Genomic DNA, 13,287 nt, shown 5'->3' on the forward strand with positions numbered 1-13,287 from the left:
GTCGTCACAAGGTAGGACGCGCCGATTTTGACGACCATCGTCACAATGGATGACCCCGCCCATGCGCCGCGCGGCCGGTCACGCCAGCGCGGCCGCCAGGCTCGCGCGGTTGGCGACGCCCTTCTTCGCCATCACGCGGCGCAGATGCGTGCGCACCGTGGACAGCCCGATGCCGAGCGTGCGCGCGACGTCCTTGTCGGTATAGCCGGCGGCGACGAGCCGCGCGACGTCGCTCTCGCGCTCGGTCAGCCCCGCGCACGCGTGGCGCCGCCGCAGCAGCGCGCGCCGGAAAAACGGCTCGATGCCGTTCAGCAGCAGCTTGTCGCGTTCGGTGAAATCGGGCCGCCCCCGCGCCCGCCAGATCCGCAGGTCGCCCACGTGGGTCGCGCCGTCGAACGCGTAAACGTTGATGCCGTGGTGCATGCCGTCGCGGCACAGGAAATCGTTGTAGAACTCGGTGCGCTCCAGCTCGCGCCGGCTCACCACCTCGTCGACGCAGGTCGCCACGCGGCGCGCGCGCAGTGGCGACGTGACCGGGTCGATATGCTGGAACCACGCTTCGTACCGCGCGATCTGCAACGGATCGACGTTGTACGAGAACCCGTTGCACCACAGGCCGGTTCGTTCGTCGCAATCGAACGACGCGGCGAAATCGGCGCGCAGCAGTTGCGTGATCGCGGGCAGTACGACCGTCCTCACGTCGACGACCGGCCCCAGCTCTTCCAGACGGGCGACGATGTCGCCGAACAGCCGGAGTTCCTCCGGTGTGATATCGGACGCGGAAAGGTTCATCACGGACGGTTCCTCGGCAAGCCGGTGGAGAACGCCTGCGTCGAGCGTTTCGACGGGGGCTTTCGTGACGATGGCCCGAACGGGCACGGGTTCATCACGATGCGTCATGTTACCCGGCTGATCGATGCATCGCGTAGCGCGTGTCGACTACGACAGCGTGCGGGCGCATGCGTCGCCCAGCCCGCCGACACCCGGGCGGTTTCCCGACGCACGAGCGCGACGCAACGCGGCCGGTTTCCCGGGAAGCACGACGGCCGGCCAACCGCGGCGCGACGGGCCGCGGCGTCGTTGCGCGAACGTGAAGGCCCGCTCAGTGGCCGGCAGCCGCCACCGCCTGCCGCGCATGCAGCCGCAACGCGAGCCACGCAATCCCGACCGCCACCGCGCCGACCACGCCGCCGAACGTGCCGATCCACGGCAGCCCGAAGTCGCTGGCGATATGGTTGCCGATCAGCGCGCCGGCGCCGATGCCGACGTTGTACAGCCCCGAGAAGATCGACACCGCGAGGTCGGTTCCCTCCGGCGCCAGCTTCAGCACCCAAGCCTGCATGGCCAGCCCGAAGCAGACGATCGCGCCGCCCCAGACCAGCGTATGCACGGACAGCGTGACGATGTTGAGCGCGCACGGGAACAGGATCAGCAGGCATCCCGCCAGCGCGACGATCGACCCGAGCAGGAAATCGTCCGGCCGGTGCGGATAGATGCGGTTGAAGCAGATCGCGGCCGGTATGCCGGCGACGCCGAACAGGATCAGCACATACGTGATCCGGCTGCTGCTCGCATGGTTGACGCTGTGGACGAAGGGCTCGATGTAAGTGTACGACGTGAAATGCGCGGACACGACGAGCACGGTGATCGCATACAGCGCCACCAGCGCGGGCTTGCGCAGGAACACGCCGATGCTGCTGAGCGACCCGGCGCCCTGGCTCGGCAATACCGGCAACGTCGCGCGCAGCAGCAGCAACGCGACGGCCGCCGCGCCGGCGATGATCAGGAACGTGACCCGCCAGCCGAACGTTTCGCCGACCACGCGCCCGAGCGGAATGCCGGCCACCATCGCGATCGCCGTGCCCATCGCCAGCAGGCTGAGCGCGCGGCTTTTGCGGTCGCTCGGCGCGAGCCGTACGGCCAGCGGCACGGAAATCGACCAGAACACCGCATGCGCGCACGCGATGCCCAGCCGGCCGACCATCAGTACCGCGAAATTCCACGCGACACCGGTCACCACATGACTGCCGATGAACACCAGCAACGCACCCGTCAGCAGCTTGCGGCGCTCGACGTGGCGCGTGGCCAGCGTCAGCGGCAGCGACACGACGGCCACGGCCCACGCGTAGATCGTCAGCATCAGGCCGACGTCGGTCGGCTGCATGTGCAGGCTGTCGCCGATCGCGCTGAGCAGCGCGACCGGCACGAATTCGGTGGTGTTGAAGATGAAGGCGGTGAGTGCCAGGGTCAGTACGCCCCACCACGAGTGCTTGGAACTGACGGCGTCCGGTGTGGCCATACCTGGAATCGACGAGACGAGGGTTGGAGGCGCGCGGCGCGGAGAAACCGCGCCCGGCGATCGCCGCGATTGTACCAGCGGCGCATGACACGGCGCGGCGCGCGGCGGTGCGCGATGGCCGCGGGACATGGTCATGACACGGCCGTGCGCCGATAATGTGCCGACATGCTTTTCGCGACCCGTTCGCCCGAACCCTCACGAACCAGGAGATTCCCATGCGCATTGAAACGTCCTTTCTGTTCGACCTCGACGGCACGCTCGTCGACAGCGTCTATCAGCACGTGCTCGCATGGAAGGAAGCGCTCGATGCCGAGGGCATCGAACTGTCGGTATGGCGCATCCACCGCAAGATCGGCATGAGCGGCGGCCTGTTCCTGAATCAGTTGCTGCGCGAGACGGCCGGCGACATCGATGCCGAGCGCGTCGAGCGGCTCGCGCGGCTGCATGCGGCCGCGTACCAGCGGCTGCGCGCGCAGGTACGGCCACTGCCGGGTGCGCGCGAGCTGCTGGCCGCGCTGTCGTCGGCGGGCATTCGCTGGGCGATCGCGACCAGCGGGCGGATGGAAACGGCCGCCATCAATCTCGAGGCGCTCGGCGTCGATCCGGCGAAGCAGGTGGTCGTCACGCGCGACCAGGTGAAATACGCGAAGCCGGACCCCGACCTGTTCCTGACGGCCGCCGCGAAATTGAACGTGCCGATCGAGCACACGGTCGTGGTCGGCGACAGCATCTGGGACATGCTGGCCGCGGCCCGCTGCCGCGCGCTCGGCGTCGGGCTGCTGTCGGGCGGCTATGGCAGCGACGAACTCGAACGCGCGGGCGCGCTGCGCGTGTACGACGATCCGGCCGATCTGCTGTGGCATCTCGACGAGATTGCGGCGCGGCCCTGACACGCCGGCTTCACCGTCCGCACCTGCGCGGAAGCGCCGTCTGACCGGCTACGCTCAAGCCGTACCGGCACGCGGCGGCCGCGCGGCTCAATCGTCGTCGACGTGCTTGTCGACCAGATGGCGGCCGCGCTCGACGCCCGCGCGCAGCGCTTCGCTCTCGGTCTTCCAGTCGGGGCCGTCGGCCGCCGGCACGCGCAACTCGCCGCGCGCGTCGCCGACCACCACCTGCACGTCGTGGCGCCACGCGCCGCTGGCGTTGCGCCGCGCCCACACGCGTATCTCGTGCCCGCGATACAGGTCGCGGATCTGTGCATCCTGTCGATTTTGCACGGTGGTCTCCTGTACCCGTCTGCAATGACGATGCAAAAAATGCGCGCCGCATGATCGCCGCGCGCCCGTGCGCCCGGTGCGCACGCGCCGTGCCCGGTACTCGCCGCCCGGCACGCCGTTTGCGCGACGCTTGCGTGTCGAACCGCCGCCGGCACGCGCCGCGAGCCCGCGATACGGTTCACTCCCCTGCAACCGGACGACGATCGGCGCATCGACGCCTTCCCGGCTCGCGGATCGAACGTCGCCTCTTCGCCAAGGAGCCTCGTGTGAATCAAACGACCGATCTGCTCTCCTATCTCGTGACGAGCCAGCTTGCCGCGCGCATGCGCTCCGGCGCATGGCCCACGACCGATCAGGTCGTCGATGCGCAGCGCGCGTGGCTCGCGTGCCATCACGCCGAATGCGGATGGCTTGCGCGGGTCAGGATCGCGGACGCATCCGCGACGATCGCCCAAGGGATCTACGACATCGCGGTCGCGAACCGCGATCCCGACAGCGGCACCCACGGGCGGCTCGATGCCGACTCGCCGGAACTGCACGCGCTGCGCGAACGCTGCGATGCACTATTACAGCGCATCGACGCCGACCGGGACTTCGGCCCGCGATGACCGCGCGGTCCCGAATCGTGTAAAAACGACAGTCCGTTGGGGTCGGCCTCCCGCGCAGGCCCCGCCGCGCGGGAAATCGGCCGGCAGGCACGTGCGTTGCGGTGGACCGAAGTCATCGACCGCCGCCCTACGCGCCACGCCATGGATTCCACGTCACCCTTCGCTCCGCACCTCTATTTCTGCGACGCCCGCCTCGTCGGCCCGCTCGACACATGGCCGCAGACGTTCGCGCATATCGCGGGCATGGGTTTCGATCACGTGCTGGTCGGTGCCTTCTGGGCCGGGAGCGTCGCCGGTTTTCCGCGCCACGTGGCCGATTTCCGGCGTCCGGCCCAATCGTTCGCGACCCGCGCGAGCGCGCTCGAAACCTTCGCGCGGCTCACTCAACTCGCGCAGGGTCATGGGCTGCGGCTGCTGCTCGAAGTCGTCCCCGAGCGCATCGCGCGCGAAAACCCGCTGCGCGCCGAGCGCCCTGACTGGTACGTCGAGCGCGCGCACGACGATGCGCTGATCGACCCGCGCGGCACCGCGCATGCGATGGATGTCGCGCACGCGAATCTCGACGACGACGCGGCGCGCGACGCGCTGTCCGCGTGGTGGTGCAAGCACCTCGCCGCATTCGCCGACGCCGGCGCGGCCGGTTTCCTCATCGACGCGCCGCATCACCTGCCGCCCGACTGGTGGCCCGGGTGGCGGGCGGCGCTGCGCCGTGCGCGCTCCGACGTCGCGCTGCTCGCGGGCGTGCCCGGCCATGCGCGCGACGCGCTCGCGCGGCTCGAAGGCGCCGGGTTCGACGCGGTGTTCTCGTCGGCGCGCTGGTGGGACCTGCGCGCACCGTGGTTCGTCGACGAACACCGGCTGCTGCGGCGCATCGGCTCGCCGATCGCGTTTCCCGACGCGTTCGACGGCCCGCGCGTCGCCGACGACTGGCCCGACGCGCCCGACGAAACCGTCGCCCGCGCGTATCACCGCGCGCTGTGGACGGCCGCGGCCGTCGGCACCGGCTGGCTCGTGCCGATGGGCTTCGAGCGCGGCGTCACGGTGCCGCTGATGGCGCGCGACGCGGATGCCGCGCGCTACCGTGCCGCATTCGAGCGTGCGCGTTTCGACCTGTCGGGTGCGATCGCCGAGGCGAACGCGTGGCGCCGCGCCACGCCCGTCGCGGCGGCCCGCGGCGAAATCGCGCAACTGAGCGGGCCGGGCGCGGCCGCGACCACGCTGCTGCGCGGCACGGGGCCGTCGCTCGAACACGACGACGCGGCGCTGCTGATCGCGCTGAATCCCGATCTCGACGCCGCCGCGGCGGTCGACCCCGCGACGATCCTGCCCGGCGTGCCGGGAGAATTCACACGTGTCGTCACGCGCGACGGCGCGCAAACCGCACTCGAACCGTTCACGCTCGAACCCGGCGGCTATGCATTGCTGGATGCGCGGCGGGCGCCGCCCGTCACGACACGCCCCGACGCCGCGCGCGAGGGCAATACGCTGTCGGCCGCGCTCGCGGCCGACCGGGTCGCGATCGAGCGCGTCGAGCCGTCGGTCGACGGCGGCCGCTTCGCGGTGAAGCGCGTGGTCGGCGAGACGCTCGTTGTCCACGCATCGATCTTCAGCGACGGCCACGCGCATCTCGCGGCCGTCCTGCAATGGCGCGCGGCCGGCGAAGACTGGCGCGAAATCCCGTTCGAAGCCGAACCGAACGACCGCTGGCACGCGCGCGTCGTGCTCGACCGGCTCGGCCGTCACGAATTCCGCGTGATCGCGTGGCGCGACGACTGGGCGTCGCTCGTCGACGACGTCGCGAAGAAGCATGCGGCCGGCCAGGACGTGACGCTCGAACTGCGCGAGGCGCAACTGCTGCTCGCGACCGCGCTCAAGCGCGCCGATCCGCTCGATGCGCGCGCGCTCACGCAGATGAAACGGCTCGTGGCCGAGTTCAAAGACGCGCCGGCCGATGCGCGCCGCGCGCTGCTCGCGGCGCCGCAGCTTGCCGATGCGTTCGCGGCGCTGCGCTACCGGCCGTTCGTCACCCACGATGAAACCTGCTACCCGGTCGACGTCGAACGCCGCGCGGCGCGCTTCTCGAGCTGGTACGAAATGTTTCCGCGCTCGGCGAGCGACGATCCGCACCGGCACGGCACGTTCGACGACGTGATCGCGCACCTGCCGCGCATCCGCGACATGGGTTTCGACGTGCTGTATTTCCCGCCGATCCATCCGATCGGCACGACCGCGCGCAAGGGGCGCAACAACAGCCTGACGGCCGGCCCCGACGACGTGGGCAGCCCGTACGCGATCGGCTCGCCCGACGGCGGCCACACGGCCGTGCATCCGCAGCTCGGCACGCTCGAATCGTTCCGCGCGCTGGTCGATGCCGCGCGCGGCCACGGGCTCGAGATCGCGCTCGACTTCGCGATCCAGTGCTCGCCCGATCACCCGTGGCTCGCCGCGCATCCGGGCTGGTTCGCGTGGCGCCCCGACGGCTCGCTGCGCTTCGCTGAGAATCCGCCGAAGCGCTACCAGGACATCGTGAACCCCGATTTCTACGCGCCGGACGCGCTGCCCGACCTGTGGCTCGCGCTGCGCGACGCCGTGCTGTTCTGGGTGGAAGCCGGTGTGCGGATCTTCCGCGTCGACAACCCGCACACGAAGCCGCTGCCGTTCTGGGCGTGGATGATCGACGACGTGCGCGGCCGGCATCCGGACGTCGTGTTCCTGTCCGAAGCGTTCACGCGGCCGGGCATGATGTATCGGCTCGCGAAGGTCGGCTTCTCGCAGTCGTACACGTACTTCACGTGGCGCGAGTCGAAACGCGAATTCATCGACTACCTGACCGAACTGACGACCGGCCCCGCACGCGAATTCTTCCGGCCGAACTTCTTCGTCAACACGCCCGACATCAACCCGCGCCACCTGCAGAACGCGCCGCGCACGCAGTTCGTGATCCGCGCGGCGCTCGCGGCGACGCTCGCCGGGTCGTGGGGCATGTACTCGGGCTTCGAGCTCGGCGAATCGGCGCCACTGCCGGACAGCGAGGAATACGCAAACGCGGAGAAATACGAACTGCGTGCCCGCGACTGGAGCAAGGCCGCGCACATCGGCGCCGAGATCGCGCGGCTGAACCGCGCGCGGCGCGCGCACCCGGCGCTGCAGACGCATCTGGGCGTCACGTTCGTCGACGCGGACAACGACGCGGTGCTCGTGTTCGTGAAGGCGACGCCGGCGTACGACAGCGTGGTCGTGGTCGCGATCAGCACCGACCCGTGGCATCCGCAGGTCGCGAACTTCACGCTCGACGCGTCGCTGTGGCGCGGGCTGGGGCTCGTGGACGGCGAACCGCTCGACGCGCTCGAGCAGGATGCCGCGCATGCGCAGACCTGGCGCGGGCATCGCCAGTACGTGTCGCTCGATCCGCACGTGCGGCCGTATGCGATCTGGCGGCTCACGCCGTCTCCAGGCGCCGCGCGGGTGGCGGCGCCAGAACCGGGCGCCGCCCGGCCACCTTCGGGAGCGCATGGATGATGAAACGCGAAGATTCCCTCGACGACGTGCGCCGCGCGCAGTTTTCGTCGCTCGCACCGGCCGGCGCGGCGCGCCGTCGCCGCGCCCGCCGCCGCGCGCCGGCGCTCTGCGCGGACGATCCGCTGTGGTACAAGGACGCGATCATCTACCAGGTGCACGTGAAGTCGTTCTACGACTCGAACAACGACGGCATCGGCGACTTCCCCGGCCTGATCGCGAAGCTCGACTACATCGCCGAACTCGGCGTCGACACGGTCTGGCTGCTGCCGTTCTACCCGTCGCCGCGCCGCGACGACGGCTACGACATCGCCGACTACCGCGACGTGCATCCCGACTACGGCACGCTCGCCGACGTGCGGCGCTTCATCCGCGAAGCCCATGCGCGCGGCATCCGCGTGATCACCGAGCTCGTGATCAACCACACGTCGGACCAGCATCCGTGGTTCCAGCGCGCGCGCCGCGCGAAGCCCGGCTCCGCGTATCGCGACTACTACGTGTGGTCCGACACCGACACGAAATACGCGGACACGCGGATCATCTTCCTCGACACCGAAACGTCGAACTGGACCTACGACCCGGTCGCCGGCCAGTATTACTGGCACCGCTTCTATTCGCACCAGCCGGACCTGAACTTCGACAACCCGGCCGTGGTGCGCGAGGTATTGCAGGTGATGCGCTTCTGGCTCGACCTGGGCATCGACGGGCTGCGGCTCGACGCGGTGCCGTATCTCGTCGAGCGCGAAGGCACGAACAACGAGAACCTGCCCGAGACGCACGCGATCCTGAAGCAGATCCGCGCGACGATCGATGCCGAATATCCGAACCGGATGCTGCTCGCCGAAGCGAACCAGTGGCCGGAAGACGTCCAGGAGTATTTCGGCGACGAGAACGAATGCCACATGGCGTTCCACTTCCCGCTGATGCCGCGCATCTACATGTCGATCGCGAGCGAGGACCGCTTCCCGATCGTCGACATCATGCGGCAGACGCCGGCGCTCGCGCCGAGCAACCAGTGGGCCGTGTTCCTGCGCAACCACGACGAGCTGACGCTCGAGATGGTGACCGACTCCGAGCGCGACCTGCTGTGGCAGACCTACGCGAGCGACCGGCGCGCGCGGCTGAACCTCGGCATCCGGCGCCGGCTCGCGCCGCTGATGGAACGCGACCGGCGCCGCATCGAGCTGATCAACTCGCTGCTGCTGTCGATGCCCGGCACGCCGGTGATCTACTACGGCGACGAGATCGGAATGGGCGACAACATCCACCTCGGCGACCGCGACGGCGTGCGTACACCCATGCAGTGGTCGTCGGACCGCAACGGCGGCTTCTCGCGCGCCGATCCCGAAATGCTCGTACTGCCGCCGGTGATGGGTTCGCTGTACGGCTACGACGCGATCAACGTCGAGGCGCAGACGCGCGACCCGCATTCGCTGCTGAACTGGACGCGCCGCATCCTCGCGACGCGCCGCGCGTCGCAGGCGTTCGGGCGCGGCACGATCCGCTTCCTGCGCCCGGAGAACCGCAAGGTGCTCGCGTACCTGCGCGAGCTGGACGGCCACGATCCGCTGCTGTGCGTCGCGAACCTGTCGCGCGCGTCGCAGGCGGTCGAGCTCGACCTGTCCGGATTCGCGGGCCGCGTGCCGATCGAGATGACGTCGGATTCGCCGTTTCCGCCGATCGGCCAGCTCCCGTATCTGCTCACCTTTCCGCCGTACGGATTCCTCTGGTTCGTGCTCGCCGAGCACGGCCGCGAGCCGTCGTGGCGGCAGCCGCACGCGGAGCCGCTGCCCGAATACGTGACGCTGGTCATGCGGCGCAGCGACACGCGGCCTGACGTGTCGCAACTGCACGCGCTCGCGCACGATGCGCTCGCGTCGTGGCTCGCGCGCCGGCGCTGGTTCGCGTCGAAGGATCGCGCGATCGGCGACGCGTGGCTGAACGTCGTCACGCCGGTGCCGGACGAACCGTTTCAGTACGCGGAGGCGTGGGTATCCGCGAGCGACGGCGGCGTCGAACGCTACGTCGTGCCGCTCGCAACCGCGTGGGGCGGCGAGACCTCGCACCCGCTGTTCGCGCAGCTCGCGCTGGCGCGCGTGCGGCGCGGCCATACGGTCGGCTACCTGACCGATGCGTTCGCGCTGCCCGCGTTCGCGCACGGAATGCTGCGCAAGCTGCGCGACGGCGCGACGGTGCCCACGTCCGACGGCGGGCGGCTCGCGTTCCTGCCGGAAGACGCGCTCGCCGCGCTCGACCCGGGCGACGACGCGGAAGTGCGCTGGCTCGCGGCCGAGCAGAGCAACAGCTCGCTCGTGATCGGCGACGCGATCGTGCTGAAACTCGTGCGCAAGGTCGCGCACGGCATTCATCCGGAAGCGGAAATGAGCCGGCACCTGACGCGCATCGGTTATGCGAACACCGCGACGCTCGCCGGCGAAGTCGTGCACGTCGATCCGGACGGCAACCCGCATACGGTCGCGATCCTGCAGCGCTACGTCGACAATCAGGGCGACGCGTGGACGCGCTCGTTCGATTTCCTGCGGCGTGCGATCGACGAACTCGCGCTGCCGGCGGCGGACGACGACGCCGCGGCCGAAGCGAGCGCGCAATCCGATGCGCTGCTCGGCTACGCGGCGTTCGCGGGCATCGTCGGCACGCGGCTCGGGCAACTGCACGTCGCGCTCGCGCAGCCGTCCGACGATCCCGCGTTCGCGCCGGAGCCCGCGACGCCCGATCACGTCGACGGCTGGTGCATGGATGCGATCGCCTCGTTCGAGCGCGCGCTCGACGTGCTGCGCACGCGGCTCGATACGCTCGAGCCCGCGACCCGCGCGTCGGCCAACGCGTTGCTCGCATCGCGCGACGCGGCCGTGCGGGCGATCGGCGAACTCGTGCCGCGCACGCTCGACGCGCAATGCACGCGCATTCACGGCGATTTCCATCTCGGCCAGGTGCTCGACGTGCAGGGCGACGCGCTGCTGATCGACTTCGAAGGCGAGCCGGCGCGCCCGCTCGCGCGGCGCCGCGCGAAGTCGCATCCGCTGCGCGACGTGGCCGGCCTGCTGCGCTCGCTGTCGTACGTCGGCGCGACCGCGCAGATCGCGATCGAGAAAGCGCCGCAGCAGGCGGCCGACCGCAAGCGCGCGCTGTTCGACCGCTTCGGGCAGGCCGCCGCCGACCGTTTCGTCGAATGCTATCGCGCGGCGGCCGACCTCGCGCCCGCCCGTTTCGTCGATCCGCGCTACGCGGATCGCCTGCTCGCGCTGTTCCTGATCGACAAGGCATCGTACGAGCTGTGTTACGAGGCCGCGAACCGGCCCGACTGGCTGAGCGTGCCGGTCGGCGGCCTCGCGGCGCTGGTCGAGCGCCTGCTGGGCGACGGCGGCCGCCCCGAAGACGGAGAGACCCGATGACCGACACGCTGTTCGAACGCGCCGATATCGACGCGCTGCTCGCCGGCCGCCATCCCGACCCGTTCGCGTGCCTCGGCCCGCACGAGCAGGCCGACCGGCTCGTCGTCCGCGCGCTGCTGCCCGGTGCCGAACGCGTGCGCGCACTGGCGCCGGACGGCGGCGAACTCGGTGCGCTCGCGTGCATCGACCGCGCCGGCTGCTTCGCGGGGACGATCGCGCACGACGGCGGCACGCCCCGCTACCTGCTTGCGATCGACTGGCCGGACGCGCACCAGGTGACCGACGATGCGTATGCATTCGGCACGCTGCTCGACGAAGCGGCGCTCGCGCGCTTCTCGGCCGGCGACCCGGCCGCCGTGCTCGACTGCCTCGGCGCGACGCCCGTGCGTATCGGCGACACCGACGGCGTGCGCTTCGCGGTCTGGGCGCCGAACGCGCAGCGCGTGTCGGTGGTCGGCGACTTCAACGCATGGGACGGCCGCCGCCACCCGATGCGGCTGCGGCGGCCGTCGGGCGTGTGGGAACTGTTCGTGCCGGGCATCGGCGCGGGCGAGCGCTACAAGTTCGAGCTGCGCGCGGCCGACGGGCGCGTGCTGCCGCACAAGGCCGACCCGTGCGCGCGCGCGACCGAAGCGCCGCCGCGCACCGCGTCGGTCGTCGCCGACGTCGCGGCGCTCGACGCGTTCGCGTGGCACGACGAAGGCTGGATGCACGCACGACCGCGCAACGACCGCTACCGCGTGCCGTGGTCGATCTACGAGGTGCATGCGGAATCGTGGCTACGCATTCCCGAGGAGATGGAGCGCAGCGCGACGTGGGACGAACTGGCCGAGCGGCTGATTCCGTACGTGCGGGGCATGGGCTTCACGCACGTCGAATTCATGCCGATCGCCGAGTACCCGTTCGGCGGCTCGTGGGGCTACCAGCCGCTCGCGCAGTTCGCGCCGTCCGCACGCTTCGGGCCGGTCGACGGCTTCGCGCGGTTCGTCGATCGCGCGCACGCGGCCGGCATCGGCGTGATCGTCGACTGGGTGCCCGCGCACTTCCCCGATGATCCGCACGGGCTCGCGCAGTTCGACGGCAGCGCGCTCTACGAGCATGCGGACCCGCGCGAGGGCATGCATCCCGACTGGCACACGTGCGTGTTCAACGTCGGCCGCACCGAGGTCGGCGCGTTCCTCGTCGCGTCCGCGCTCGCGTGGGCGCGCCGCTATCACGTCGACGGCATCCGCGTCGACGCGGTCGCGTCGATGCTGTACCGCGACTACTCGCGCGCCGAAGGCGAATGGGTGCCGAACGTGTACGGCGGCCGCGAAAACCTCGAATCGGTCGCGTTCCTGCGGATGCTGAACGACACGCTGCACGGTGCGGCCGCGCCGGCCGGCGTCGTCACCGTCGCGGAGGAATCGACCGCGTGGCCGGGCGTCACCGCGCCGACCGGCGACGGCGGGCTCGGCTTCGACTTCAAGTGGAACATGGGCTGGATGCACGACACGCTCGCGTATCTGCACGAAGATCCGATCCACCGCCGCTATCACCACGACCGGATGACGTTCGGGCTCGTGTACGCGTTCTCGGAGCGTTTCGTGCTGCCGCTGTCGCACGACGAAGTGGTGCACGGCAAGGGCTCGCTCGTCGCGAAGATGCCCGGCGACGCCTGGCAGCGGCTTGCGACGCTGCGCGCGTATTTCGGCTTCATGTGGGCGCACCCCGGCAAGAAGCTGCTGTTCATGGGCAGCGAATTCGCGCAATGGGCCGAGTTCGCGCACGATGCGACGCCGCACTGGGATCTGCTCGACGCCCCCGCGCATCGCGGCGTGCAGCGGCTCGTGCGCGACCTGAACCGCGCGTATGCGGCCGAGCCGGCGCTGCATGCCCTCGACTGCCACGCGGCCGGGTTCTCCTGGCTGATCGGCGACGACCGCGACAACAGCGTGTTCGCGTTCGCGCGGCGCGACGAAACGGGGCGCCTGGTGGTCGCCGTCTGCAACTTCACGCCCGTGCCGCGCGCCGGCTACCGCCTCGGGCTGCCTGCGCCCGGCCACTGGCGCGAACTGATGAACACCGATGCCGCGTCGTACGGCGGCACCAACGCCGGCAACGACGGCGCCGTATGGGCCGAAGCCGTGCCCGCGCACGGCGAAGCGTGGTCGGCAACCTTGCGCCTGCCGCCGCTCGCGACGCTGTGGCTCACTCCCGCTTGATCACCCGCGCCTTCGACACGGAGATCC

At 70.3% G+C, this 13,287-nt stretch carries 8 protein-coding genes; 5 read left to right on the forward strand and 3 right to left on the reverse strand.

Features of this window, described 5'->3' with window-relative positions:
• Nucleotides 1-78: 78 nt before the first annotated feature.
• Both HWX08_RS08165 and HWX08_RS08170 read right to left on the reverse strand, forming a co-directional pair.
• Nucleotides 79-792, reverse strand: a complete 714-nt coding sequence (locus tag HWX08_RS08165) for a helix-turn-helix transcriptional regulator (protein ID WP_069258790.1) — start codon at nucleotides 790-792, stop codon at nucleotides 79-81.
• A gap of 310 nt (nucleotides 793-1,102) precedes the next feature.
• A complete protein-coding gene (locus tag HWX08_RS08170; protein ID WP_174919984.1) occupies nucleotides 1,103-2,299 on the reverse strand; it encodes a sugar transporter in 1,197 nt (398 codons plus the stop codon).
• Nucleotides 2,300-2,514: 215 nt separating this feature from the next.
• On the opposite strand from HWX08_RS08170, the gene HWX08_RS08175 reads away from it, so the two are divergent.
• Nucleotides 2,515-3,189, forward strand: coding sequence for an HAD family hydrolase (locus HWX08_RS08175; RefSeq protein ID WP_107312070.1), 675 nt, complete (start codon nucleotides 2,515-2,517; stop codon nucleotides 3,187-3,189).
• Nucleotides 3,190-3,276: 87 nt separating this feature from the next.
• Here HWX08_RS08175 and HWX08_RS08180 read toward each other — a convergent pair whose 3' ends face one another.
• Nucleotides 3,277-3,519 (reverse strand): DUF6566 family protein, encoded by a 243-nt coding sequence (locus tag HWX08_RS08180; protein WP_174919991.1) that lies wholly within the window; start codon nucleotides 3,517-3,519, stop codon nucleotides 3,277-3,279.
• Nucleotides 3,520-3,842: 323 nt separating this feature from the next.
• On the opposite strand from HWX08_RS08180, the gene HWX08_RS08185 reads away from it, so the two are divergent.
• From HWX08_RS08185 to glgB, 4 genes are all read left to right on the forward strand, one after another.
• Nucleotides 3,843-4,127 carry a hypothetical protein gene (locus HWX08_RS08185; protein WP_174920040.1) on the forward strand — a complete coding sequence of 95 codons (285 nt, stop codon included), beginning with the start codon at nucleotides 3,843-3,845 and terminating at the stop codon, nucleotides 4,125-4,127.
• A gap of 141 nt (nucleotides 4,128-4,268) precedes the next feature.
• A complete protein-coding gene (locus HWX08_RS08190) occupies nucleotides 4,269-7,646 on the forward strand; it encodes a maltotransferase domain-containing protein (protein ID WP_174919993.1) in 3,378 nt (1,125 codons plus the stop codon).
• Nucleotides 7,646-11,056, forward strand: coding sequence for a maltose alpha-D-glucosyltransferase (gene treS / locus HWX08_RS08195; protein WP_174920042.1), 3,411 nt, complete (start codon nucleotides 7,646-7,648; stop codon nucleotides 11,054-11,056). The genes HWX08_RS08190 and treS overlap by 1 nt, the downstream gene beginning before the upstream one ends.
• Entirely contained in the window at nucleotides 11,053-13,260 is a 2,208-nt protein-coding gene (glgB, locus tag HWX08_RS08200) for a 1,4-alpha-glucan branching protein GlgB (RefSeq protein ID WP_174919995.1), read from the forward strand. Before treS ends, glgB begins: the two co-directional genes overlap by 4 nt.
• Nucleotides 13,261-13,287 lie beyond the last annotated feature (27 nt).

Source organism: Burkholderia metallica (assembly GCF_902832845.1).
GTDB classification, from domain to species: domain Bacteria; phylum Pseudomonadota; class Gammaproteobacteria; order Burkholderiales; family Burkholderiaceae; genus Burkholderia; species Burkholderia metallica.